The following is a 23,848-nucleotide window of genomic DNA, read 5'->3' as shown; positions in this document are numbered from 1 at the left end:
AAAACATGACCACTGCAGTAGGTAAGGGTCCGGAGAAGGACCCCAAGGACGACGCACAGCAGCAGGCCGAGGCAAAGGCTGCCGAGGTCAAGGCTGACGCAAAGCAGGCCACCGCCAAGGCAGAAGACAAGGCCGAGGACGTCGCCGACACGGCGAAGGCGACTGCCGCAGAAGCTCAGGATCGCGCCGAGAACCTCGCCGACAAGGCTGCCGCGAAGGCCGAAGAGGTCAAGAACACTGTGGCCGACAAGGTTGAGGACGTCCAGGAGAAGGTCTCCTCCACGGCAGAGGAAGTCAAGGCCGACGCAGAGGCTAAGGCCGAGGAGGTCAAGGCAGAGACGGACGCTAACGCTGGCGCTGAGACCCACAACGAGCGCATTGTGTCCGGCAAGACCCGCGACTTCCAAACGCTCAAGGCCGTGCCGGATCTGAAGGCCATTAACCGCAAGATCTTCATGGGCGCTCTGCCCGTCGTGGGTGAGACCCGCTCCGCGAAGGGTGATCCGACATCGGCGATCCAGGTCGACGGAGTGGAGATCGACAAGAACAACCTCGCCGCGTACACCTCCGCGACTGGGCTGCGCTTGGGCAATGAGATCCCGCCGACGTACTTCTTCGTGCTGGCGTTCCCGATGATCATGGACCTGATGTCCCGCCCGGACTTCCCGGTTCCGGCAATCGGTGCGGTGCACGTGTCCAATGTGATTGAGCAGTCCCGCACCCTCACGGTCGATGAGACCTACAACATCCGCTGCTACGGCCAGAACCTGCGCCCGCACCGCCGCGGCCTGATCGTCGACATGATCACCGAGGTCACCCCTGAGGGTGAGAACGATGTCGTATGGCGTCAGACCTCGAGCTTCCTCGCAATGGGTGCCAAGTTCGCCAAAGACGCCGAGCTGGCTGTGACCACCCGCGGCGAGGACACCGGCAAGGTTCTGCCGAAGCCGGAGCTGCCAGAGTTCAAGCCGAATGCCCGTTGGCGTTGGAACCGCGACAACGTCAACGCGTACGTGGATGCTTCCAACGACCACAACCCGATCCACACATCCAACGTGGGTGCGAAGCTGTTCGGCTTCCCGGCGGTCATCGCGCACGGCATGTACTCTGCTGCCGCGGTCCTCGCTCCGCTCGAGGGCAAGCTGCCGGGCGCGCTGCGTTACTCCGTCGAGTTCGTCAAGCCTGTTGTCATCCCGGCGTCGGTGGCACTGTGGACCATCGAGCAGGGTGACGGCTCTTACGAGCTGCAGCTGCGCGGCTCCTCCAAGCCGGAGAAGCTGCACCTGAACGCAGAGATCAAGGCGCTCTAGCCCAAGCCTGCTTATCGACGACAACCCGCGGCCCCACTCCCCCTTTGTGGCGGCCGCGGGTTTGTCGTTGTCCCGGATGGGGCTGGGTAGGAACGTGGCGGGTGGGGGACGTCGATAAGCATGCTGATTGATAGGCTTGTCCCCATGGCCAAAGACAAGCAAGCAGCCGCAGCGAAGACCGCGAAGAAAGAGCAACGCACCGCGAAGCGCTCCCAGCGCAAGCAGACGCGCTCGCAGGTGTGGCAGGCGTTCAACATGCAGCGCAAGCGGGATAAGAAGCTCATCCCGTACATGCTGCTGGCGATCCTCGGTGTCGGGTTGGCGTTCTTCCTGCTGGGCATGCTGACCGGCGGAAAGTGGTTCCTGCTGGTGCTCGGCCTCTTGTTCGGTTTCGTGCTGGCCATGTTCATCTTCACCCGCCGTCTTGAAGGCTCCATGTACGAAGAGATCGGCGATACGCCGGGCGCTGCCGGTTGGACGCTGGACAACATGAAGAACACGATGGGCATCGTGTGGCTGACCAAGAAGGCTGTCGCCGCGACGCCGCAGATGGATGCCGTGCACCGCGTGGTAGGCAACCCGGGCGTGGTCTTGGTTGGTGAAGGCGACGAGAAGCGGCTGAAGCCGCTCATGGACAAAGAACGCAAGCGCGTGGACCGTCTCATCGGCGGCGTGCCCATCCACGAAGTATTCGTCGGCAGCGGCGAGGGCCAGGTTGAACCGAAGAAGCTGCAGCGCCACCTGTTGAAGCTGCCGAAGAACTACCAAAAGGACGAGGTCTACTCTATGAACGCCAAGCTGGAGGCGATGGATAACGTCCGTGGCGGGCAGCAGCAGGGCCTGCCGAAGGGTCCAATGCCGCACCAGGCGCAGAACATGTCGGGCATGAACCGCAAAATGCGCCGTATGCAGCAGCGTCAAGGCAAGTAAGCACCCTGTGCGCGCGCACTGCGGGCGCACCTAGTTCGCCATAAGATCCCTCGCGCTACATCGATTTCAACAGGAAGTTCGACGGCACTCCCCGCCCGATCAACGCTTAGCTTTCTAGCTCAGGATGACTGTCGTGCCAGTTGCGCGGTCGTGCAGGCCGCGGCCGTTAGCGTCAACCATCGCTGCCGGCAAGATGAACGCGGTGAGCAGCGTGCGCACAGCGGCGCGCCACAGACCGACGGGGTTACCGGGGTCGTCGATACGCGCAACGCCCATGCCCAGCACAGCCATGCCCGGTGTCCGCGCGAACAGCCATCCGGTGACAATGCCCAGAACGATCCACAGCAGATACCTCAGCGTGGGCACGTCGCCGAGCCCGGACGTGTACATGTTGATGAACGCGGCGATGATCCAGCAGATCACCCAGTCAATGAGTACCGCGCCAGAGCGCCGCAAGACTGACGCTTGCGCCCCAGATCCCTCTTGCGGCAGGCCAAGGTTTTGCCCCGGCCATTCGCCAGGCTCGGCCCAGGCATCACCGGTGTTGAGCTCGGGCCCGTCGCGCCAGTTTTTCTTGGGGTTCGCCATAGATGTCAAGGATAGAGGACATCGATTTTTCGGTACGATCGATGGGGTAACTGATCCGCAATCAAGGAGTTTTCCCCGTGGCCTTCGACAACATCCAGGACACAATGAAGTTCATCAAAGACGAAGAGGTGGAATTCGTTGATGTCCGCTTCACGGATGTTCCGGGCATCGAGCACCACTTCTCCATCCCCGCATCCATGTTTGACGAGGATGCAGTAGAAGAAGGTCTCGCATTCGACGGTTCGAGCATCAAGGGCTTTACGACGATTGATGAGTCCGACATGATCCTCATGCCGGACCTGGCAACCGCGCAGATCGACCCCTTCCGCAAGGCGAAGACCCTGAACGTGAAGTTCTTCGTGAACGACCCGTTCACCCACGAGGCATTCTCCCGCGACCCGCGCAACGTCGCGCGCAAGGCCGAGGAGTACCTGGAATCCACCGGCATCGCCGATACCTGCTTCTTCGGCGCGGAGGCGGAGTTCTACCTCTTTGACAAGGTCCGTTACTCCACCGCAGCGAACAAGAGCTTCTACGAGGTCGACTCGATCGAGGGCTGGTGGAACCGCTCCCGCGAAGCAGAGCACGACGGTTCGCAGAACCTAGGCCACAAGACCCCGATGAAGGGCGGATACTTCCCGGTCCCTCCGGTCGACCAGACCATGGATATTCGCGACGCCATGACCCTCAACCTGGCCAACGCCGGTTTTGAAATCGAGCGCTTCCACCACGAGGTGGGCACCGGCGGCCAGCAGGAGATCAACTACAAGTTCAACACGATGCTGCACGCTGCCGACGACCTGCAGACCTTCAAATACATCATCAAGAACACCGCGCACCAGTGGGGCAAGACCGCGACGTTCATGCCCAAGCCGATTGCCGGCGACAACGGCTCCGGCATGCATGCCCACCAGTCCCTGTGGAAGGACGGGGAGCCGCTGTTTTACGACGAGTCCGGTTACGGCGGCCTGTCCGACATCGCCCGCTTCTACATCGGCGGCATCCTCCACCACGCTGGTGCTGTCCTGGCGTTCACCAACCCGACGCTGAACTCCTACCACCGCCTGGTTCCGGGCTTTGAAGCGCCGATCAACCTCGTGTACTCCCAGCGCAACCGCTCCGCCGCGATCCGCATCCCGATCACCGGCTCCAACCCGAAGGCTAAGCGCATTGAGTTCCGCGCTCCGGACCCGTCGGGCAACCCGTACCTCGGCTTTGCGGCGATGATGCTCGCCGGTCTGGACGGTGTGAAGAACCGCATCGAGCCGCACGAGCCGGTGGACAAGGACCTCTACGAGCTGCCGCCGGAAGAGGCCAAGTCCATCCCGCAGGCCCCGACCTCTCTCGAGGCCTCCCTGGCCTCATTGGAGGAGGACCACGAATTCCTCACCGAAGGAGACGTGTTCACCGAGGACCTCATCGAGACCTACATCAAGCTCAAGTACGACCTCGAGATCGAGCCAAACCGCCTGCGCCCGACGCCGCTGGAGTACGAGCTGTACTTCGACGTCTAGAACACTGTGCGCGGCATTCCTCACCTACACCACCCGCGGAATTGCGGCGGCGACGGCGGTTCACGCGGTGGGCAATACGTTCGGCTACGCGCCGGAAGCGTTCGGGGTGAGCGGAGCGGGTCTGACGACAGCGTCGACAAGCGATCTTGCGATATCTCTCCTGGCAACCGTGGCAGCAGCAGCTGTCGCGTATGCATTGGTCACGCGAAACACGTTCGCATTGACCTCGTAGACCGCGACTGGCTCACTCCTCACGAGCCCGGTCTGTGGGTTAGGCTTCGTTGTCGAACTTTCCTGAACTGTCCGAAAGGGCCCGCACTATGAGTACCCCCTACAACCCGTTTTCAGCTCAGCCCCCGCATGCGTCCCAAGGCGGTTACCCGCAATACACAAACCAGCCGCAGTACACCCCGCAACCCCAGCCACAGTACACCCCTGCCGCCCAGCCAAGCGCTGCGTATGCGCCATATAATCCCCACGCCGGGTTGGAGGGTCGTTCCCCCGTTTGGCCAAAGCTCGGCGTGATCGCCCTTTTCTTGTTGATCCTTGGCAGTACGTTCCTTCCGATGATGATCGCCAAAATGACGACGGAGGATCTTGCGAACGAATACGGGGTGAGCTCCCTGATGCTGCCAGAAGGAGTGGACGCCGATGGCTATGTTGGGTTGACCCTGAACTGGTGGGGGCACGTGGAGTTCGATGCCGTCGGCTTCGACGAAGACGCGCTGGGTTACGACATCGAGGCAGCCGAAGAGGAACAAAGGCAGGAACTCGTTGAAGACGAGGACTTCCAGACGTTGATCAGCGTGATCAGTGGCGGCGTCATCGTGGTTCTCGTGTTGGCAGGACTTGCCGTGATATGCGTGTTGTTCAACAACCGGCTATCTGCCTTACCCGGCATCCTCGCCGCTCTTGCTCAGATGGCGGGCACAGGCTTGATTTTCTTCTTCATATCCGTTGCCCCCGAAATGGAAGAGAACCTCACGGTCACCCCGGGCACTGGTTTGTGGCTCTTCCTCGCAGCCTCGGTTGGTGGCTTCATTTTCTACATCGTTGTTCTCGTTGCAGGCGGCAAGAAATACCCCGCAGTACAACCCCCTCAAGCCGGTACACCCTATCCTTCTGCCTATTAACGGCCGTTTGGGGGGCACGAGACGAACCGAGTAGATACTCCACGAGCCGAGGACTACGATGCCCAGAGTGCCTGCCAAATTCCGCCAACTGCCGCCCCCTGGACCCGAATGGGGCGGCAGTCTCATGGGAACCTCAATCGTTTCCCGCCTCCTCGTCGAACTCGACCTGAGGATCGCTTCCGGCATCTTTGCCGCGATCGCGTGGGGGATCCTGGCCGTTCTCATTGTCGGTTTCGTGCGTTACCGCCAACCGAGTTTCCGCCGCACCTCCATGGCAGCGTGGTCAATGTTCTTCATCGGCATCCTCGCCCTGGGGGCGGCAATGTCGGGGCTGACCGGCCACACAGTTTTCCGCCTGATCGGGTTCTGGATCGGAGCGCCGGCCACTGTGATCACGTGGGCAATTCAGCTCACGCGTTTTGAAGGACCCCCAAAGTTCACCTGGGGTCTCCCCCTCGTTGGCCCGATGATTTCGTCGTCTGTGGGCGCGTGGCTCGCCCGCGACTACGGGCAGCTCTACCACACGATGGGCACCGTTTTCTTCGTGATGTCCTTCTTCACCGCCGTGCCGATTTTCATTTACGTCTACTGGCAATTGTGGCGCGGCAACGTAGATCTCAGCGGTGCCAACTCGGCAACAGCATGGGTTCCGCTCGGCGTTGTCGGCCAATCGACAACAGCAATTCAGCTCCTCTACCCCGGCCACTACTCCATCGGCTACGGACTAACTGCGTTGGTGATCGCCATTCCCCTTGCGATCTTCGCGATGGTGAAGTTCTACCCGAACGTCGTGCGCTGGGTGGATTACTCCCCCGCATGGTGGGCCTGCACGTTCCCGCCGGGAACGGTGAGCATGGGCGGACACCAGGTCGCATTGGTCAACGGCTCTAACTGGCTCGACACTGTTGCTTTGAGCATTCCCGTTCTGCTCATCATTCACTGGTCGCTGTGTTCGAGCAGGTTCATCGGCTGGGTAAAGGAAGGCCGAGCCTAATTAACTGCGGCCGGGGTTGAATCTCCGACTAATCCTTTCCGCTGGAAGTTTTTCGGATAGTCTAAAGACCGAAAACTTCATCTTTGGAAAGGTCACCATGACAACACCGAACAACCCCGCTTCTAACTCCGCAGGTCAGTGGGGCAGTCCGCAACCCGGCCACCAGCCAAACCCCTCGCAGTGGGGTGCGCAGCCGAATCAGCCGAATCAGCCGCAGGGCCAGCCGCAGTGGGGTGCGCAGCCGAATCAGCCGAATCAGCCGCAGAGCCAGCCACAGTGGGGCGCGCAACCGGGCCAGCCGCAGGGCCAGCCGCAGTGGGGCGCGCAGCCGAATCAGCCGGGTCAGCCGCAGGGCCAGCCGCAGTGGGGCGCGCAGCCAGGCCAGCCCGGCGGCACGATGCAGGCGCCGAAGGTAACGCCGGTATGGCCTACCTGGGCAATGCTCGGGTTCTTCCTGCTGAGCTTCCTGACCAGTTTCATGACTGTGTCCAGGACTATTGTCGACCTTGATGATTTTGAAGGATTGGGCTCCATCGGCGGAACGCTCAACTGGTGGGGTGCCTTCAGCGTCGAAAGTTCTGGCCTCGGCCGTCTCGGTGAGGCAGCGCTCAAGGAGGAAGTGACGGGCACCTTCCTCATCGGCATCGGCACCGTCCTGACTCTGGGCTGCTACATCGCGGCGACGGTTCTCTACTTCCTGGGCAAGGAAAAGCTCGGTGCCATTCTCGGTATCATCGGTGCTGGTCTGCAGCTCTCCGGCATCCTGTTCTTCTTCTTTAGCTCGATCGGCGACGATTACACCTCCCTCGGCGCCGGGTGGTGGATGTGGTTGCTCTTCGGCATCCTGGCTCTGGCGTTGAGCATCTTCCTGCTTGTCAAGGGCCGTTCTGGCATTGAAGGCCAGTTCGCCAAGGCGAAGAATTCCGTCCAGCAGGTACAGCAGCGCAACGCGCAGCAGCAGTTCCAGCAGCAGAGCCAGCAAGGCCAGCAGGGTTTCCAGCAGCCAGGCCAGCCAGGCCAGGGCTTCCAGCAACCGCAGCCATACGGCCAGCCCGCCCAGCAGCCGCAGCAGGGTTTCCAGCAGCCGTACCAGCAGGACCAGCAGGGGTTCCAGCCACCGCAGCAGAGCACCCAGCAGTCCGGCAGCACCCAGCAGTCCGGCAGCACCAGCTACCGCGTCGAGCCTTCGAGCACCTCGTCCACGACGGACGTATCGTCCTCTGGCACCGCGTCGTCTGACGTCCCGTCTTCTGGCGGCCAGTCCACGTGGGGTGACACCTCAGGCGGCACTTCAGCCGGCACATCGACAGGTCCTTCCCCGGAGACTGACTCCTCGACCGGTACCGAGGAGAACCCGCGCTAGTTCGTCCGCGCGTTCACGTCGACCTCGAAGCCAGCAACGTGACCGCGCGAGCTGAACTGCCACATTGCGGGCGCTTGCTTGCCGACGGCACCCGGCCACTCCCCCGTGTAGATCTCCGCGGGCGGACCGGCCGGGTTTTGTCCGTACTGGGCTAACCACACCTGGCCGAACTCCCGGGTGTCGGCACCGAGCATCCGCCACCGCCAAAAGTGCGGGTACGTATAGATGCCACGCACGGGAACACCCGCTTGCAAGAAAAGATCGCGCGCCTCGCGGATGTGGTCAAGGTGGAGTCCCGCAGGGGTTTCACAATCCAGCCACACCGGGCGCTGCGCGTCTGACATCACCTCGAGGGATGCCTCGACCTGCTGAGCGATCGTGGTGCCCTCCGAGGGGTTACGCAGGTAGTGGTAGGACTCGGCTGCGATGCCGGCGTGGGAGGCATCGTCGATATGCGAGCGGTATGTGCGGTCTTTGTACGTGCCATCCGTGGTGCGCACCACCGCGAACTCGATGCCTTCGGCTGCAGCACGCACGAGGCTGATGCCATCCTGGTGCTCGCTGACATCCACCCCGAACTGGACGCGAGAGCCTGGACCCGTCACCGCTTGGTGAATCCCATGCGCGGAGAGAAATTAGCCGGGTGCTTGCGCTGGGCGATCGCGTCGGCAATGACAAGGCGCCACTTTGGGTCCGTGACCGGCATATGGGCGACAGAGAACCAGCCGACCTCCGTCGATTCGTCGTCGGCGACGTGCGGGGCCGCGGCGGCGTCGACAGGCTCAAGGCGGATCGCGATGGACATGTAGCTCGCCTGGTCGCCGTTCTCATGGGTGATCGGGCCAATGGCACCAGCACCAATCAGCGCCGCGGGAGCAGCCTCGATACCGGTTTCCTCCATGACCTCGCGCACAGCCGCGTCCTGCGGTTCCTCACCGGGATCACAAATCCCCGTCACCGGGGTCCACTTCCCGTTGTCTGCCCTTTTGACCAGCAGAATTTCCGGCACTGCCCATGCGGAACCGTCCGTGGAATCCCGCAGGACCAACGCCGACACGGCGGGGATCCACATGGGGTCATGGCCGATCTTCTTGCGAGTCTCCACAATGAAATCTGGAATGGGCATACCGCCAAGTCTACGTTGCGGGCAAAGGGCGCTAAAGTTTAGAAGCACTATGAGAGACCTGCGCAGCCTGCCCACCCCAGCCTTCATCGTCGGGTTCGGTGCCCTGCTTGTTATCTGCGTGGTCCTCACCATTGGGCTGTTCAATTACGAGTCCGGCGCCGAAGAACGTGCAGCTTCCGCTACGGCGACAACGGGGACGAGTGGAAGCAGCACCACTACCACCGAGTCCACGACCACCCCGGTGACCACGGTGACCGGTCCGGGCGAGGAGGACAAGGTCGCTGTCACCCGAGAACCCAAGCCGGCGCCCCCGGGCACGGATGAGAAGCAGGTGAAATCGTCGATACGCTCCTACCTCATCCAGGACGCCGCGACGGCACGCACCTACACCGGCGTCGCAGTCACCGGCACTGTGTCCGAGGAAGCGCTCGGCATGATGCCGGAGCTAACAGGACATATCAGCCGGCTGCTCGAGCAGAATTGCCTGGACGCAATGGCTCTGGAAACCCCAGATAACACCCGCGTGACCTTCAACGGCTTTTGCTACACCTCGCTGCCTCCGGAGACGATCGAGCGCATGCTCACCTTTGCTCTCGACGGCAAAGCGGACTCAATCGACTTTGCCAACCACCCCAACCGCGGCCACAAGAACGCTGTGACCATGAACTGGTTCGTCGACTCTAATGACGTCGCCGAGAAGATCCACGAGACGTGGAACCCGCTGCGCCGGCCCCGCGCGATCGAGAAGATCAACCTGTACACCTACAGCCCCAACGAAGTGCACCGTGTGGTCAAATCTCGCGGGAAGCCCGACTACGCAACGACAGAAGAGCTCACGGGCGAATCTCACCAGCGCTGATCTGAAAACGTAGCGTTGGGGACAACGCGACGAATCACTTCCATGACCTGGTTGAGGTTGGAGTAGCTCATCATCTTGGTCTCTGCGCCGGGGATGTCGCACTCCTCGTGCGCACGGCCAGCTTCAGTACCCGAGACCACGCCGATGATCGTGGCGCGGTCACCGACGATGTAGAACACCGGGCCGCCAGAATCACCGGGCAGGGCGCACACGTTGGCGATGTCGCCGTGGGTTTCACGCTCCACATCCGCTTCCGTGCGGATTACCTGGATGCGCTCCGTCGCCTTGAACTCTCCGCAGGTTAACCCAGTGGTTCCGCCGGTTTTGCAGATGCGCTCGCCGGGCTCCATCTTGCCTTTGTACAGGCCGGTGTCGATCGGGTCACCCACGAGATCCATGAAGCGGTTCGGGTCAGTGATCTCAATGATCCCCACATCGATGTCACCGTTTTCATCGCTGTACAGCCCCGAGTAAATATAACGGCCCGCTTCAACAGAAAAGTCGTGCACCGTCTCCGCGTTCGTCGGCCACACCAGGTCGCCTTCGCGCCCGCAGTGGCCCGCGGTGACGGCGAAGTTGCGGCCGTCGTCGGCGCTGAAACTGAACGCGACAGTGCATGACTGCGCCGTGAAAACTTCGCCTGGCTGGGGGTAATGCTGCGTGGACTGGATCTTTGTGCCCGGGGCCCACAGAGCGAACGTCGGCTGGATGACGGGGGTCCCCGGCAGCTCCTCTACGGGTGCATCAGCCGCCGGCTCCCCGGGGGTCCGGACATCCTCGCGCGCCTGGCGCTCCTCGACGGTGAGAGTCGGGTAATCCGAGGTGCTCACGCCGAGCCACACCACCGAGGCGACAACGAACGTCATGATGACGATCAGCGCCGACCACAGTGTCAAACTACTGTCGCTCGACCCGCGCTGCGGATGCGGCTGTGGCTGAGGCAGCGGCTGCAGCTGGTAATGAACGGGCAGCTCGTCGCTCCCCTGCACGGGGTACTCCCGCGGGGGCTCAGACGGATGCATAGATGGTTGCGTCACCGTTGGGTCAACCCGTGGTGGTTACACCTGATCGGCGGAGTCAGAATCGGCGTTCGCGGCGGTGTCGTCGATGCCAGCGGCATCTTTCTCGCTCGCAGCTTTTCCGCCTTTGTCGTCCTCATCCACGGACTTTTGGACCTTCAGGTCGCGGACGAACTTCTCCGGGTCGAACTCGGTGTAGTGGTCGGGGCCTGCGAACTGTTCCTGCGCCATGGGTGCTCCTCTACTCGTTGTCCTCGGCTGCGTTGCTGTCGGCGATTGTAGCGATGTACTGCTTCACGGTCTCGGCGTTGTTCGGCATATCCACGACATGGCGGTCCGCATCCATGATTTCCGCGAAGCGCTCCGGAACATCCGGTTCCACACCAGTCGCTTCCACGATGGTCTCGGAGAACTTCACCGGCAGCGCGGTCTCCAGCACGACAATCGGGGTGTCCACTCGGTCCGCCACACCGCGCGCGACAAAGACACCGTCTGCGGTGTGCGGATCGATCATGACGTCGTGGTCGGTGTGGGTGGCACGAATCGTCGATAAGCGATCTGCGTGCGTGGACTTGCCGGACAGGAACCCGTAATCGGCGCGGATCTGCTCCATGAGGTAGTCCTCGAGCTCGAAGCCGTCAGCCTTCGCCTGCACCGCGAACAGGTCGCTCGTGCGATCTGCGTCGCGCTCGAGCACATCGAAGATGAATCGTTCGAAGTTGGATGCGCGGGAAATATCCATCGACGGCGAGGAGGTCGCCTGCGTCTCGGCAGCGGAGCGCGGACGGTACTGGCCCGTGGTGAAGAACTCGTGGAGCACATCGTTCTCGTTCGTCGCCACAATGAGCTTGTCGACGGGCAAACCCATCTGCTTCGTAATGTGACCTGCGCAGATATCACCGAAGTTGCCGGTGGGAACACAGAAGGAAATCTGCTGCGGCTCCTCCCCCTCACCCGGAGCCGCCGTGACCTTGAGGTAGGTGGAGATGTAGTAGATCGTCTGGGCGAGCAGGCGGGCCCAGTTAATCGAGTTCACCGCGCCGATGTAGTACTTCTCCTTGAACGCGGCGTCGGCGTTGACCTCCTTGACTACGTCCTGACAGTCGTCGAAGACACCGTCGAGGGCGATGTTGAAGATGTTGGGCTCATCCAGGCCGAACATTTGCGCTTGCTGGAAGGGGGTCATGCGGCCTGCTGGAGTGAGCATGAACACGCGGATATTGTCGCGGCCGCGCATGGCGTACTCGGCAGAAGAACCGGTGTCGCCGGAGGTCGCGCCGAGAATATTGAGGGTGGCTTCGCGCCGCGCCAGCTCGAACTCGAAGAACTCGCCGAGCAGCTGCATCGCCATGTCCTTGAAGGCGGCCGTGGGTCCCTCCGACAGGTGCGCCAGGTAGATGTCGTCTTCCAACGACGTGACGGGCACGATTTCCTCATCGGCGAAGACCGGGGTGCGGTACGCGTTGGCCGTCAGCTCCTCGATCTTCACCGGCGGGATGTCGGAGACGAACAGTTTGACCACTTCGGCGGCCAAAGCGGCGTAACCCTTCTCGTCCAACAGGGTGCGCCACTGCGCAAGACGCTCGGGCGTAATCCGCGGGTACGCGACGGGCACGTAGAGGCCACCGTCCGGGGCGAGACCACCGAGCAGGATGTCGGTGAATTTGTACGGGGTTTTCGACGTGTCGCGCGTTGAGATGTAATCCACGCTAAAGAAGTTTACCCGCCGCACAGGACACGCTTAGCGGGGAGGCTCCTGCCTGCCGGTGAGGATGTCGATGACGCTGCGGATCGCGCTGTCCCCCAGCACTGGCAGCGGTTCGTGTCCGCGCGAGTGGCGGCCCGACGGTCCGTCCGCACCCCCAAAGTCCTCAGCCGTGGCAAGGTTCGCGGAACCCACTGCCGGGGCGACGATGTTCACCAGCAGCGTTGTGTCTTCCAGTTCCAACTTCGTGGCGTTGTCCACACCCGCCGCCTGCGCCGCCCGGATGAGCGCGACCAAGTCGCCGAAGGTCGCGTCCTGCAGATCGATCGAGAGATTCATAGCCATGGGCTCAACGCTACTCGAACTCGAAGGACGGTTCTTCGCCCCAGAAAACTTCCTCCACCACGCGGTGGGCCCGGCGCGTGACCTTCAGGTAGCGGTCCAGGAACGCTTGCGCGTCCTGCGGGTCATATCCTGCCGCACCTGCAACCTGGTTGAGCTGCGCCCCCGGACCGGGCAACTGATCGATGCGTTTGCCCGTGACCAGGACCAACGCATTGCGTGCAGCGGTGGCCATGAGCCAGGCATCTGTGAGCTTCCGCGCCTGCGTGTTCTCAATAATGCCGTTCGCCTCATCTGTGACCAGGAAGTCGAGCACTTCCAAAGTGGAGGTGTTGTGCAGCTCCTCGTACGCATCGGCGTGCATCATCGTGAGCAGCTGGACTGTCCATTCAATATCGGACAGCGCGCCGCGGCCGAGCTTCGTGTGCGTGGCGCGGTCGGCGCCGCGCGGCAACCGCTCGTTGTCCACGCGCGCTTTGATGCGGCGGATCTCTTTGATTTCCGCGGCGTTAGCCCCACCTTCCGGGTAACGGAACTTGTCGATGGCTGTGAGAAAGCTCTTCCCCACCTCGACATCTCCCGCGCACACAGTGGCCCGCAAAAGGGCTTGTTTCTCCCAGACCGCGCCCCATTCGTCGTAGTAGCGCTGGTAGCTGGCGATGGTTCGCGCCACCGGGCCGGAACGCCCTTCCGGGCGCAGCCCCAGATCGACTTCGAGCGGCGGGTCGCTGGACGGTTTGGCCAAGCGTTTGCGCATCTGGTCGATGATCTTCTTTGCCCACGCCAACGCGTCTGTTTCTGCGACACCCTCGCTCGGTTCGGCAACGACCATGACGTCTGCGTCGGACCCGTACCCGAGTTCTTCACCGCCGAGGCGCCCCATGCCGATCACGGCGATCTGCGCCAACGGTTCCTCCAGCTCACGCTCGATCAGGTCGGCGCGGATCTCCGCCCGCAACCCTGCCTCGAGCACGGCGTTCCACACCCACGACAGCTGCACGCACACCTCGCGCACACTCATCATGCCCAGCAGATCGGCCGACGCGATGCGCGCCAGTTCCGCGCGCCGCAGCGATCGGGCCACATTGACGGCTTTGTCCGGGTCAGCGTGGCGCTTCGTGGCCGCGATGAGCGACTTGTACACACGGTCCGGGTTCGTGTCCAAGAGTTTCGGTTTCGAGGCACCGTCGCCCAACTGCTTGACGACGTCCGGCGCACTGATAATCAAATTCGCCGCGTAAGGGGATGTCCCCAAGATGTGCATGAGGCGTTCACCGACAACGCCTTCGTCGCGAAGCATGCGCAGGAACCACGACCTGTCGTTCGCCGCCTCTGAAAGCTTGCGGTAGTTGAGCAGGCCGGCATCTGGGTCGGCGGTGTCGCCGAGGTAGGTCATCAGAGTCGGAAGCAAAATGGCCTGCAGTTTCACTTTACGCGACGTCCCCTTGGCCAAGGCGGTGAGGTGCTCGTACGCGCGCGACGGGTGGGTGTAGCCGAGTGCTTTGAGCTGAGCGACGGCAGCATCCTTGGTCAGCGACGCCTCACCGATGCTCATCCCCGCAATGGCGTTGAGCAGCGGACGGTAGAACAGGCGTGAGTGCAGGTCGGAGATATTCTTGCGCTCGCCCTTGAGGTGCTTCTCCATCGCCTCGACAGCCGGCGTCTTCGGGGTGGAGACAAACCCTGCGGTCAGGGCGAGCCAGCGGCGGTTCTTCGCGTCGTCCTCCGCGGGCAGCGTGTGGGTGCGACGGAAGCGGTGCAGCTGCAGACGGTGCTCGAGCAGCCGAAGGAACTCATAGGCTTCGATGAGCCGGGCCGAGTCTTCACGGCCGATGTACCCGCCGGCGGAGAGCGCCTCGATAGATTCGATGGTGTTCTGGGTGCGCAGGGTGTCGTCGATACGCCCGTGCACGAGTTGGAGGAGCTGCACGGCGAACTCGACATCACGCAGGCCGCCTGAACCCAGCTTGAGCTCGCGGGTGCGCATGTCTTCCGGGACGTTGGACAGCACCCTGCGGCGCATGGCCTGGACATCCTCAACGAAGGAGTCGCGTTGGCTCGACTCCCACACCATTGGCCGCAACCGTTCCTGGTACTCCTGGCCGAGCTCCATGTCGCCCGTCATCGGGCGGGCCTTGAGCAGGGCTTGGAATTCCCACGTGTCCGCCCAGCGCTTGTAATACGCCTCGTGGGAATCGAGGGTGCGCACCAGCGCACCGGACTTGCCCTCCGGCCGCAGATTCGGGTCGACGTCGAAGAATGCCGAATTGCCGATCGCCGTGAACTCGCTGGCCACCTTCGTCGCCTTCGCGTCAGCCGGTTCGGCCACGAAGATGACGTCCACGTCGGAGATGTAGTTCAGCTCCCGGGCGCCGCACTTGCCCATCGCGATGACGGCCAGTTTGCCGTCGGCCTTCTCGTCGTCGTGGACGGAGCGCATCGCCACCGCCAAGGCTGCGGTCAGCGCAGCATCGGCAATGACGGTGAGCAGCTCCGTGACCTCCCGGTACGTCAGCTCCTCCTGGTCCCCGCCGACGCCCTTGAAGGATGAAAAGGTTCCCGCCAAGTCAGCGGCGGCGACCCGCATCACCAGCGTGCGGTAGGCATCCTTCAACGCCCGCTTCGCGTCGTTGCCGGCCTCAGCAGCGCGGTAGGTGCCCGGCGCGTCCAGCTCTTCCGTCGCGGTCGGGTCGCCGTCTTCCGGTACCGCATCCACGGCAGAGAGCATGGCGTGGAAGATCTCCCTGCTGTCTGGCAACGGCTCCGCCAGGAGTTTCCACTCCTCGGGGTGGGCTACAAGGTGGTCGCCGAGCGCGGTCGATCCTCCTAGGAGGGCGAAGAGCCGGACGCGGAGGGTTTTATCGTCGATAAGCGATTGGCGCAGCTCCTCATAGGAATCACCGAGCGCTTCCGCGAGACGGTACGCCGTGTTGAGCGTCAGGTCGGGGCTACCGGCCGCGCCGAGCGTGTAGAGCACGTCGTTGTCGGTCCAGCCGAGCCGCTCCAGATCATCGGCGGCATTCGTGCTGCTGAGGGATAGTTGCGCAGGTGACGGCGAGGTCTTGCGGGCCATTTCTTCTTACCTCCTTTGGATCTCTGGAGCTCTGCAACAGAGCGATCAGAGATTCAAATTGGTCTGCAGTTCCCACTGCGTGATCTGGTCTTCATACTGGTGCCACTCGTCCCACTTGGAGCGGAGGAAGAACTCGAAGACCTGCTCGCCCAAGACTTCTGCCATGAACTCGGACTTCTCCAGCTCGCGCAGTGCCTCGTCGAGGGAGCCGGGCAGGTCCTTGTAGCCCATCGCGCGGCGCTCGCGGCGGGTCAGGGAGAACACGTCGTCTACGGCGGGCTCGCCCAGCTCCATTTCCTTGTCGATGCCATCTAACCCTGCCGCGAGCACTGCGGCGAACGCGAGGTAGGGGTTGGCGGCGGAGTCGACGGTGCGGACCTCGATGCGTCGAGAAGCTTCTTTGTGCAGGCGGTAGGTGGGCACGCGCACCATCGCGGACGAGTTGGACACTCCCCACGTCGCGCTCGTGGGCGCCTCCGAACCGAACTGGAGGCGCTTGTAGGAGTTCACCCACTGGTTGGTCACCGCGGAGATCTCGCTGGCGTGCTCGATGACGCCGGCGATGAACTGGCGGGCGGTCGTCGACAGCGAGTATTCATCGTCAGGGTCGTGGAACGCGTTCGAGTCACCCTCGAACAGCGACAGGTGAGTGTGCATCGCCGAGCCGTTGTGCTCGCGGAACGGCTTCGGCATGAACGTGGCCAGCACATTATTCGCCTCACCGACGGTTTTCACCACGTAGCGGAAGCTCATGATGTTGTCCGCCATGGTCAGCGCGTCTGTGTGGCGCAGGTCGATTTCCTGCTGCCCCGGTGAGCCCTCGTGGTGCGAAAATTCCGTCACAATGCCCATGTACTCAAGCGCGGAGATCGCTTGTCGACGAAACTGCGGCGCCGCATTCCGCTTCGCCTGGTCAAAGTAGCCACCGTCATCGACAGGCTTCGGCTCCTTGTCATCGCTGCCTTCGGTGAGCACAAAGAACTCGATCTCCGGGCTGGCCACGCACTCGAAACCGTCATCGGCAGCCTTGTTCAGTGTCCGGCGCAGGACCTGGCGCGGATCGGCGTAGAGCGGGCTGCCGTCCGGCATGGAAATATCGCAGAACATCCGGGCTGTTTGCATTCCGTCATCCATGTCGAATGGCAGCGGCTGAAATGTCGACGGATCCGGCAGCAGCAGAGTGTCCGACTCGGAGATGCGCGAAAAGCCCTCGATGGACGAGCCATCAAAGCCGACGCCCTCGTCGAATGCGGTCTCCAACTCCGCCGGCGACATCATCACAGTCTTCAGCGAACCGAACAGGTCCGTGAACCACAGACGGATGAAGCGGATGTCGCGTTCTTCGACGTCGCGCAGGACGTTTTCTTGTTGGCTGTTCATGGCAACCAGCGTAGCGGGGACGCGCGCTAGGTTTCCCCGGGCCGCATGGTCCTTAGGTAAACTAGAGGTAAATTCCTCCGTTCGCACGAAAGTTGCTCGAAAGGCGATATCACCATGAGTTCTGGACTGGGTTCTGAGACATTTCTTGAGGTCGAGGCGAAATTCGCCGTCGACGATTCCGTTGCAGCGCCGGACCTGTCTTCGCTGAGTGGCGTGGACACGCTCGGCCACACCGCGCACCACAGCCTGTCCGCGATCTACTACGACACTGCGGACCTGCGCCTCACCCGCGCGAAGATCACCCTGCGCCGGCGCTCGGGCGGTAACGACGACGGCTGGCACCTGAAGCTGCCCGCCACCCACGGCCGCTTGGAGCTGCACGCGCCGTTGGAGGATCTGTCCACGCCGCCGGCTCAGTTGCTCTCCGCCGTGCGCGCCATTGTGCGCCGTGAGCCGCTCGCGCCGATCGCGCAGATCGACAACAACCGCGCCGAGACACAGCTGCTGGGTGCTGACGGCGGCGTCGTCGCCGAGTTCTGCGACGACCGCGTCACCGCATGGTCCCTGCTGCCCGGTGGCCAGCAAACCTCCTGGCGCGAGTGGGAGGTCGAGCTCGGCCCGGCCCTCGCCGAGTCCCTAGACGGCGGCGCACTTATCCACGAGGCCACGACGGTGCTGATCAACGCGGGTGCACGCAAGTCCGCATCCGCTTCCAAGCTCGCCACCGCCCTGGGCACCTCCGTGAACAACGCGCCGGTTCCGCCCTCGGTCACGCCGCTTTCCAACGACTCCCCCGCCAAGGCCGTCGTCGACTCGCTTCGCGCCCAGCGTGACAAGCTCGTCGAGTGGGATCCCCGCGTCCGCAACGACGAATGGGATTCCGTCCACCAGATGCGCGTAGCCACCCGTGAGCTTCGCTCCCTGATGGAGACTTTCGAAGGCATCCTTGCCGGCCCGCAGCTGTCCCACCTTGAGTCCGAGCTCAAGGAGCTGGCCTCCCTGCTGGGCACCGCCCGCGACGCCGAGGTCGTCGAGGAGCGCTTCGTCGGCCTACTCGAATCGGATGACACCGGCATGGTCGACCCGGATGCCGACGAGCACATCCGCGGCGACATGCGCCGCGAGTACGAGCGCGCCCACCGCCGCATCGTGCGCACCCTCGACTCCGACCGCTACCTCCAGCTTCTCGACGACATCGACGCCTTGTTGGCCAACCCACCCCTGTCGCCAGAACTCGGTGGGGAGCCGGTGCCTGGCGCAGGTGCGCCGGACGCCTTGCCGGGTTCGGACGCTGCCGAATTCGACGCCGAGTCCCCTTCCGCCGCCGCGGACTTCGAGCTCCCCGAGGTGGAGGCTGAAGCTGATGAGTCTGAGGGCGCCGAGCCCGAGGAGATCCTCTACGACCACCTCGCCACCGGCTACAAGAAGCTGATGAAGCGCCAGAAGAAGGCCGAGAAGTATTACCAGGACACCTCCCTGCCCCTTCACGACCGTGAAGAGTACGTCCACGATGTGCGCAAAGCTGCTAAGAAGCTGCGCTACTCCGCTAACGCCGCCAAGGACAGTGGGTTGAACGCCGGAAAGCTATCGAAGGCGTGCAAGCAGCTCCAGGAGGCCCTCGGCGATTTCCAGGACGCGGTGACCTCCCGCGACCGGATCCAGCAGATCGCCGGCGAAGCCCGCAAACGCGGCGAGGACACCTTCGCCTACGGCATGCTCTTCCAGCGGGAGATCGCCCGCGGCAACGAGGCGCTCAAGGGGTACCCGGACGCCATCACTGAGGTGAAGAAGGCCTTCAAGAAGGTCAAGCCGGTCAAGTCTGGCAAGAAGAAGTAGCGCCGCCCGGCCCGATCCGGCCCGATCTGCCCCGATCCGCAAGACGCTATGAACCTCTGCCTATGAACTGAGTAGCAACTCTCTGAAACCGGCATCCTCTCAGTTCATAGGCAGAGGTTCATGGCACCACGGCGGTTCGGACCTTACAGAGGTTCATGGCACTCCCGCGGGTCGGACCTTACAGAGGTTCATGGCACCACGGCGGTTCGCGTAGTTACGGTCGCTGGGCGCTGTCACGTTTGAGATGCCGCTCGTAATCCGCCCGTACTTCCCTCACGAACCGATCCCTGTGGTTGAACAAGTCATCGGCTCCGTACCGCAGCACACTCTTTCCCGTGTTCCGAATCCGGTTTTCACGCTTTTTCTCATCCACCAGTACGTGGCTGGTCGGCCCGTGTTTTCCGAAGTATTTTTCATCCCCATCGATTTCAACAACTGTGGTCGTGCCGATGAGGAGGTCGGTGCGGTAGGAACCGTCGCAAAGCAATGCTTGTCCCTGAACAGGCAAGCGTTCTTCGATGAGAATTCCACGTGCGTACGGCTCGAGCGCCGAATCAGAGTTGTGAATGGAGTGCTCGATCGCGCGATCAACCACCTCAATGCCAGGAAAGCGACCTAGGAGTTCCGCTTCTTCACGCATCGAGTGAAGATCCACCCCTTTCTGCGCAGCCAATCGGCGGCGACAAGAGCGTTCGGAAATCCGTGATGACGGGCGATTTCAGCGAAGATTCTGAACAGACGAGGGGTCCGCACGCCCCCAATCGAAACGATTCGATCATCCGGGAGATCGAGCCGCCTATAGACCGTGCCTGGATTCCACTGGCTCCGAGGCGGAGTCTTCTTCAACCCCAACTCAACGGGAGCCCTGCACTGTCCTGCCACCCACATTCCGTGAATCCGCGCAGCCGAAAACCCGGTGAGCAGCGCGCGGTGCGCTCCCCTGCCCACAGCAAGCGCACGGATGAATGCCCGCTCGTGCTCCTCAAGCGAGCGGTAGATCTCCGTCTGAATGGCTTTGTCACGGCTGAGCTTCGTCAGTGAACCGGACTTCAGGCCCGCAATTACCTCTTCGTCGCCGAAAGGTGTGGCGCGAAGATTGATGATCAGGTCCGCCAACTGCCCCCGAGACTTTTCATCCATGGTCTTAAGTCTGCGACCAGGACGGGTGCGCGTCGAGGCGGACGCTTTCAACCTGTGGAATTTCGTAAGTTATCCACAGAAGCGCCCCTGTTAGTGTCGGCTGTTACGGGGTTTGACCTGCGGTTCCGTGGCAGGGAAGATTTTTCGAGTCGGTCCGTAAAGTGAAGCAGTGGGAATAGCTCCGGCGTTGGCACGGGCGTTGGCCGGACACGGCTGAACGAAGCGGGGCACCATGAGCGGGGCGGGTTGTGAGCGCTATGCCATGAACCTCTGCCTATGAATTGAGACGCTCCGGACAGCACGGTGAAGTCACTCGGTTCATAGACAGAGGTTCATGGCCTCCGCGGGGCCAGGCCAACCCGGCCAGGCCAACCCGGCCAGGCCAACCCTACCGGACCCCCTTACCGCTTACTTCTCCCAGGACGCGGGCTCGCCCCAGTTGTCGTCAGCCTCGTCCTGGGCCTCGGCGCGCTTGTTGCGCTCCGCGGCGGTGTCGAGTGCGCGCTGTGCTTCCTCGCGGGTGTCGTAGGGGCCCATGCGGTCATCCCAGCCGCCGACTTTCCCCTGGGTGACTTCGCCGGTGGAGGGGTTGAAGTAGAACTTTTCGTCGCTCATAAGGGATCCTTTCAGTATCTGTCCGGCTTCGCGCCGAACACTTTCCGGCGTGCCGCCGGGATCACCTCAAGGCTACATGCGCGGTTGGTACTGTTGTGTGAGAAATCCTCCCCTCGGAAAGGACTGTCATGGCCGAATGGACTGCTGACTTCACCCCCGCCTCAAAGCGCATCGCCAAGGTCCACCGCGAAGTCACCAGCAGGGATCCGAAGCACACGGCGGATGCGCCGGGCACGTTCATCGTGGTGGGTGAGAATGCGGACCACTTCGGTGGGATCACCATTGCCGGGCTGGCTTGGCACCGGGCGGCCGTGGCGGTGAGCCCGCGCACCGATGCCACGATCTCAGTCCACGCCGAGTTTGCTTCGAGGGTCATTGAGGACACGGCCACAACGTCGGAGGTCGCGGAGCTGGCAGAATCTCCGGACACGGATAGCCGTTACGCGGTGCGCTTCGGCGGGCTGGTGCACACGCTCGTCGGTAGGCAGATGCTGTCGCGTGAGACCGCCGGCATGGACATCACCGTGGTCAGTGACATTCCGCTGGGGTCCGGGCTTGGCGCGCTGCACGCAGCCGATGCAGCGTTGGGGCTTGCCCTGCTCGCCGACGACGAAGAGATTGATTCCGCACCCTTGCGCACCCGCATCGCGGAGATCGCCAGCCAGTCTGCGAAAACCTTTTCGCCGGTCCCCGTACTGCGTGCCCGCCACTCGGCCGCATTGCGCGGGGCGGAGGAATCGGTGAGCGTCATCGATTATTCGGACGGTTCGCTCACCCAGGCGCCTCACCCCAGCCGCGCGGGCGTCGCAATTTTCTCGGTCGCAGCTCCGTCCGATGAGTCTTTCGCCGATCAGGCAATCACAGAAGGCCGCACGCTTATCGACGACGCCTGCGCCAACTTCGGCGTCCCTTCCCTGCGCCAGCTGCCCGAAGCGGTGGATCGTGTGGTCGAGTGGGTCGACGCGCGCCGCCAAGTCTACGGTGCGGACTCCGCCCCGACCCCGGAAACTGCGCGCGCGTGGGTGACGTTCAGCGAGGCGGAAACGCAGCAAGCGGCTGCCGCAGCGAAGGCCTTACGCAGCATGCGTATCGACGACTTTTTCGCCGTCCTCGACCAGCCCCTGCCCACCCCGGGCCTATCGGTGCCCGACCAGTTGATCCAGCTGTTGGAGCTGCGCGGGGCCACAGCCGCGCGCCCGGCTGCTGCCGGCATGTCTCAGGCAGTGCTCGCATACGTGCCGGCGGAGAAGGCGAGCAACGCGATCGCCGACCTGATCGACGATGGGCTGGACGTGATGGACGTGCAACAGGGCTCGGCCGCGAAGGTTTTATCCTAGCGCAGGCTGCAAGCTAGTCCGCCGGCCAGGCGAACACGACCTCGCGTTCCTCCACGTCCGCACGAATGAGGGACATGGTGGCCTCGCGGGGCTCTTCGGGGTGGCCGAGGCAATCGGCGAGCACGGGCGGGTCGATGACGAACACCCTGGCCTCGTCGTTCTCCTGGTCGGTCCGCAGGATGACGCCGTTGAAGTTGTGGCCCACCCACGGCTGCAGCACTGTGGCCTCGGTGAGGTTGAGGCACGCCCGGTCCACTGAGTTCGCCAGCTGGGACGTCCGGCCCATCGTTTTGATCACGCGCGGGGCATCCTGCTCCACCCACTCCGGAACCGACTCGCCCTTGCAAAGGGCCAGGCAGACCTCGGTGGCGTAGCGGTCAATAAGACGCCGCAGCGGTGCGGTGACGTGCGAGTAGTGTCCGCCGATGCCAGCATGAACCTCTGGTTCCTTCTCGGTCAGGTCGACATACCCGGCACCCCGCAGCAACTTCTGGGCCTCGCGCATCACGGCCATTCCCCGGGGCGTGGCGGCGTTGACGGTGTGGAGGAAGAGGCCGATGTTGGCGCCGTCGGGAAGCGAATAACCTAGCGCACGCGCCTCGGTGCGGAACATGCTCTCGGCCGATTCCTCTGCGGGCCGCAACGTGCGCAGGAAGCCCACCGACGCCTCGCGCATCATCTCTCCGGCCGCCATGCCCGTGAGCAGGGAGATCTCCGAGTTGTAGTCCATGGCTTTGTGGCGAGGTTCGATGACCAGCTCGAATTGACCGTCGTCAAGCTCGACGACGCGGACCGACGGCACGCGCAAGTTGATCGCCCTGCGTCGGAGTGACGACGCTGCGCGCAGCTCGCCGACCTCCGGCAACAGCGCGATAGAGGGGTGAACGCGGCCGGCATCGAGGTCTGCCTGGACCCCGTCGTAGTCGAGTCGCGCAACGGAGTGCACCACCGCCCGCTCGATGTGCGTGCTGGCGAGCTCGCCGTTGGCGTCAAGGTCGAACGTCCACAACACCGCTGGCCTATCGACGTCCGGAAGCAGCGACGCACTGCCCTCACTGAGCTCCTCCGGGTGGAGGCGGGCAGGTTCATCGGGCAGGTAGATCGTCTGGCCGCGCACCAGGGACTCCTCGTGCAGGGGGCTTCCCGGCTCAATGAACGCCGCCACATCCGCAATCGCGTAGAAAACGCGGTAGCCGGAGCCATGCTTCTCGATGCACACCGCCTGATCCAGGTCCATGGACCCCGCCGGGTCGATGGTGACTAGCGGGATGTCGCGGGCGTCGATACGCTCCCCCGCATGCCGGTCAGTCGCGTTTGCTGCAGCCTCATGCAGCTCGGGGCTGAACTCCGTGGGGACGTCGAACTCAGCGGCAATCGCGCGGAAGTCGAGAGGGGCGGCGTAAAGCTTCATAGCGGCCAATTGTTGCAGAAAACACTCTTGAGCGCGGGGTTCACTTGCGGTGTCTTGCACACGCCGCGCACCTCTCCAGATATAGTTTGCATGCTTGCCCCGGCCAGGAAATTTGACCTGGTGTTTTCCGAATACGATTCCAGCCCGCTGCAAACTAAATGTTAGCCGAGTCG

22 protein-coding genes are annotated in these 23,848 nt (G+C 62.9%); 9 read left to right on the top strand and 13 right to left on the bottom strand.

Annotated elements, in window-relative coordinates; all coding sequences use genetic code 11:
• Positions 1-5: 5 nt before the first annotated feature.
• On the top strand, positions 6-1,310 hold the full coding sequence (locus KBX18_RS03055; protein ID WP_255994771.1) for a MaoC/PaaZ C-terminal domain-containing protein: 1,305 nt from the start codon (positions 6-8) through the stop codon (positions 1,308-1,310).
• A gap of 144 nt (positions 1,311-1,454) precedes the next feature.
• Complete coding sequence (locus KBX18_RS03050) at positions 1,455-2,240, top strand: DUF4191 domain-containing protein (protein WP_255994770.1); 786 nt, start codon at positions 1,455-1,457, stop codon at positions 2,238-2,240.
• A 114-nt stretch (positions 2,241-2,354) separates the two neighbouring features.
• Here the strand turns inward: KBX18_RS03050 and KBX18_RS03045 are convergent, their stop codons facing one another.
• Positions 2,355-2,828: an RDD family protein gene (locus KBX18_RS03045; protein WP_255994769.1), complete on the bottom strand. Its 474-nt coding sequence runs from the start codon at positions 2,826-2,828 to the stop codon at positions 2,355-2,357.
• A 104-nt stretch (positions 2,829-2,932) separates the two neighbouring features.
• Here KBX18_RS03045 and glnA point away from each other — a divergent pair, with 104 nt between their 5' ends.
• The 4 genes from glnA (at position 2,933) to KBX18_RS03025 (ending at position 7,832) form a co-directional block, all read left to right on the top strand.
• Positions 2,933-4,342 (top strand): type I glutamate--ammonia ligase, encoded by a 1,410-nt coding sequence (gene glnA, locus KBX18_RS03040; RefSeq protein ID WP_255994845.1) that lies wholly within the window; start codon positions 2,933-2,935, stop codon positions 4,340-4,342.
• Positions 4,343-4,908: 566 nt separating this feature from the next.
• Positions 4,909-5,475, top strand: coding sequence for a hypothetical protein (locus tag KBX18_RS03035; RefSeq protein WP_255994768.1), 567 nt, complete (start codon positions 4,909-4,911; stop codon positions 5,473-5,475).
• Positions 5,476-5,533: 58 nt separating this feature from the next.
• Entirely contained in the window at positions 5,534-6,469 is a 936-nt protein-coding gene (locus KBX18_RS03030) for a TDT family transporter (protein ID WP_255994767.1), read from the top strand.
• A gap of 97 nt (positions 6,470-6,566) precedes the next feature.
• Entirely contained in the window at positions 6,567-7,832 is a 1,266-nt protein-coding gene (locus tag KBX18_RS03025) for a hypothetical protein (RefSeq protein ID WP_255994766.1), read from the top strand.
• Here the strand turns inward: KBX18_RS03025 and KBX18_RS03020 are convergent.
• Positions 7,829-8,437, bottom strand: a complete 609-nt coding sequence (locus KBX18_RS03020; RefSeq protein ID WP_255994765.1) for a GH25 family lysozyme — start codon at positions 8,435-8,437, stop codon at positions 7,829-7,831. The genes KBX18_RS03025 and KBX18_RS03020 overlap by 4 nt on opposite strands.
• On the bottom strand, positions 8,434-8,958 hold the full coding sequence (locus KBX18_RS03015; RefSeq protein WP_005289449.1) for an NUDIX domain-containing protein: 525 nt from the start codon (positions 8,956-8,958) through the stop codon (positions 8,434-8,436). Before KBX18_RS03015 ends, KBX18_RS03020 begins: the two co-directional genes overlap by 4 nt.
• 49 nt (positions 8,959-9,007) lie before the next feature.
• Between KBX18_RS03015 and KBX18_RS03010 the strand changes: the two genes are divergently transcribed.
• Positions 9,008-9,817: a hypothetical protein gene (locus tag KBX18_RS03010; RefSeq protein WP_255994764.1), complete on the top strand. Its 810-nt coding sequence runs from the start codon at positions 9,008-9,010 to the stop codon at positions 9,815-9,817.
• On the opposite strand, the gene KBX18_RS03005 is transcribed toward KBX18_RS03010, so the two are convergent.
• The 6 genes from KBX18_RS03005 to KBX18_RS02980 all read right to left on the bottom strand — a co-directional run bounded on the left by KBX18_RS03005 (position 9,805) and on the right by KBX18_RS02980 (position 17,336).
• The gene (locus tag KBX18_RS03005) at positions 9,805-10,806 is read right to left on the bottom strand and encodes a trypsin-like serine protease (RefSeq protein WP_255994763.1); all 1,002 of its coding nucleotides are present in this window, start codon (positions 10,804-10,806) and stop codon (positions 9,805-9,807) included. The genes KBX18_RS03010 and KBX18_RS03005 overlap by 13 nt on opposite strands.
• A gap of 69 nt (positions 10,807-10,875) precedes the next feature.
• A complete protein-coding gene (locus KBX18_RS03000) occupies positions 10,876-11,067 on the bottom strand; it encodes a hypothetical protein (protein ID WP_005289442.1) in 192 nt (63 codons plus the stop codon).
• 10 nt (positions 11,068-11,077) lie between these two features.
• Complete coding sequence (gene thrC, locus KBX18_RS02995) at positions 11,078-12,544, bottom strand: threonine synthase (RefSeq protein WP_255994762.1); 1,467 nt, start codon at positions 12,542-12,544, stop codon at positions 11,078-11,080.
• A 33-nt stretch (positions 12,545-12,577) separates the two neighbouring features.
• Positions 12,578-12,886 (bottom strand): hypothetical protein, encoded by a 309-nt coding sequence (locus tag KBX18_RS02990; RefSeq protein WP_005289438.1) that lies wholly within the window; start codon positions 12,884-12,886, stop codon positions 12,578-12,580.
• Positions 12,887-12,896: 10 nt separating this feature from the next.
• Complete coding sequence (locus KBX18_RS02985) at positions 12,897-15,956, bottom strand: bifunctional [glutamine synthetase] adenylyltransferase/[glutamine synthetase]-adenylyl-L-tyrosine phosphorylase (RefSeq protein WP_255994761.1); 3,060 nt, start codon at positions 15,954-15,956, stop codon at positions 12,897-12,899.
• 45 nt (positions 15,957-16,001) lie between these two features.
• Complete coding sequence (locus tag KBX18_RS02980) at positions 16,002-17,336, bottom strand: glutamine synthetase family protein (protein ID WP_255994760.1); 1,335 nt, start codon at positions 17,334-17,336, stop codon at positions 16,002-16,004.
• Positions 17,337-17,450: 114 nt separating this feature from the next.
• Here KBX18_RS02980 and KBX18_RS02975 point away from each other — a divergent pair, with 114 nt between their 5' ends.
• Positions 17,451-19,172, top strand: coding sequence for a CYTH and CHAD domain-containing protein (locus tag KBX18_RS02975; protein WP_255994759.1), 1,722 nt, complete (start codon positions 17,451-17,453; stop codon positions 19,170-19,172).
• A gap of 214 nt (positions 19,173-19,386) precedes the next feature.
• Here the strand turns inward: KBX18_RS02975 and KBX18_RS02970 are convergent, their stop codons facing one another.
• The 3 genes from KBX18_RS02970 to KBX18_RS02960 form a co-directional block, all read right to left on the bottom strand.
• The gene (locus tag KBX18_RS02970) at positions 19,387-19,812 is read right to left on the bottom strand and encodes a hypothetical protein (protein WP_255994758.1); all 426 of its coding nucleotides are present in this window, start codon (positions 19,810-19,812) and stop codon (positions 19,387-19,389) included.
• Positions 19,788-20,312 (bottom strand): hypothetical protein, encoded by a 525-nt coding sequence (locus KBX18_RS02965; RefSeq protein WP_255994757.1) that lies wholly within the window; start codon positions 20,310-20,312, stop codon positions 19,788-19,790. Before KBX18_RS02965 ends, KBX18_RS02970 begins: the two co-directional genes overlap by 25 nt.
• Positions 20,313-20,720: 408 nt before the next feature.
• Entirely contained in the window at positions 20,721-20,927 is a 207-nt protein-coding gene (locus KBX18_RS02960) for a hypothetical protein (RefSeq protein WP_005289430.1), read from the bottom strand.
• A 128-nt stretch (positions 20,928-21,055) separates the two neighbouring features.
• On the opposite strand from KBX18_RS02960, the gene KBX18_RS02955 reads away from it, so the two are divergent.
• Positions 21,056-22,264, top strand: coding sequence for a galactokinase (locus tag KBX18_RS02955; protein ID WP_255994756.1), 1,209 nt, complete (start codon positions 21,056-21,058; stop codon positions 22,262-22,264).
• A gap of 13 nt (positions 22,265-22,277) precedes the next feature.
• Here KBX18_RS02955 and KBX18_RS02950 read toward each other — a convergent pair whose 3' ends face one another.
• Positions 22,278-23,675 carry an RNB domain-containing ribonuclease gene (locus KBX18_RS02950; protein WP_255994755.1) on the bottom strand — a complete coding sequence of 466 codons (1,398 nt, stop codon included), beginning with the start codon at positions 23,673-23,675 and terminating at the stop codon, positions 22,278-22,280.
• Between the last annotated feature and the right edge of the window lie 173 nt (positions 23,676-23,848).

This window comes from Corynebacterium sp. CCUG 69979, assembly GCF_024454095.1.
GTDB lineage: Bacteria > Actinomycetota > Actinomycetes > Mycobacteriales > Mycobacteriaceae > Corynebacterium > Corynebacterium genitalium.
Note: the sequence above shows the minus strand (reverse complement) of the source record. Positions and strands in the feature narration are given on the sequence as shown.

Bases quoted from the DNA above. Each gene is read 5' to 3' on its own strand.
- KBX18_RS02960 (WP_005289430.1), bottom strand. From the start codon at position 20,927: ATGAGCGACGAAAAGTTCTACTTCAACCCCTCCACCGGCGAAGTCACC.
- KBX18_RS02990 (WP_005289438.1), bottom strand. From the start codon at position 12,886: ATGGCTATGAATCTCTCGATCGATCTGCAGGACGCGACCTTCGGCGAC.
- KBX18_RS03000 (WP_005289442.1), bottom strand. From the start codon at position 11,067: ATGGCGCAGGAACAGTTCGCAGGCCCCGACCACTACACCGAGTTCGAC.
- KBX18_RS02985 (WP_255994761.1), bottom strand. From the start codon at position 15,956: ATGGCCCGCAAGACCTCGCCGTCACCTGCGCAACTATCCCTCAGCAGC.
- KBX18_RS02980 (WP_255994760.1), bottom strand. From the start codon at position 17,336: ATGAACAGCCAACAAGAAAACGTCCTGCGCGACGTCGAAGAACGCGAC.
- KBX18_RS03055 (WP_255994771.1), top strand. From the start codon at position 6: ATGACCACTGCAGTAGGTAAGGGTCCGGAGAAGGACCCCAAGGACGAC.
- KBX18_RS03025 (WP_255994766.1), top strand. From the start codon at position 6,567: ATGACAACACCGAACAACCCCGCTTCTAACTCCGCAGGTCAGTGGGGC.
- KBX18_RS03050 (WP_255994770.1), top strand. From the start codon at position 1,455: ATGGCCAAAGACAAGCAAGCAGCCGCAGCGAAGACCGCGAAGAAAGAG.
- KBX18_RS02955 (WP_255994756.1), top strand. From the start codon at position 21,056: ATGGCCGAATGGACTGCTGACTTCACCCCCGCCTCAAAGCGCATCGCC.
- KBX18_RS03010 (WP_255994764.1), top strand. From the start codon at position 9,008: ATGAGAGACCTGCGCAGCCTGCCCACCCCAGCCTTCATCGTCGGGTTC.
- KBX18_RS02965 (WP_255994757.1), bottom strand. From the start codon at position 20,312: ATGGATGAAAAGTCTCGGGGGCAGTTGGCGGACCTGATCATCAATCTT.
- glnA (WP_255994845.1), top strand. From the start codon at position 2,933: ATGAAGTTCATCAAAGACGAAGAGGTGGAATTCGTTGATGTCCGCTTC.
- KBX18_RS02975 (WP_255994759.1), top strand. From the start codon at position 17,451: ATGAGTTCTGGACTGGGTTCTGAGACATTTCTTGAGGTCGAGGCGAAA.
- KBX18_RS02970 (WP_255994758.1), bottom strand. From the start codon at position 19,812: ATGCGTGAAGAAGCGGAACTCCTAGGTCGCTTTCCTGGCATTGAGGTG.
- KBX18_RS02950 (WP_255994755.1), bottom strand. From the start codon at position 23,675: ATGAAGCTTTACGCCGCCCCTCTCGACTTCCGCGCGATTGCCGCTGAG.
- KBX18_RS03045 (WP_255994769.1), bottom strand. From the start codon at position 2,828: ATGGCGAACCCCAAGAAAAACTGGCGCGACGGGCCCGAGCTCAACACC.
- KBX18_RS03030 (WP_255994767.1), top strand. From the start codon at position 5,534: ATGCCCAGAGTGCCTGCCAAATTCCGCCAACTGCCGCCCCCTGGACCC.
- KBX18_RS03015 (WP_005289449.1), bottom strand. From the start codon at position 8,958: ATGCCCATTCCAGATTTCATTGTGGAGACTCGCAAGAAGATCGGCCAT.
- KBX18_RS03035 (WP_255994768.1), top strand. From the start codon at position 4,909: ATGATGATCGCCAAAATGACGACGGAGGATCTTGCGAACGAATACGGG.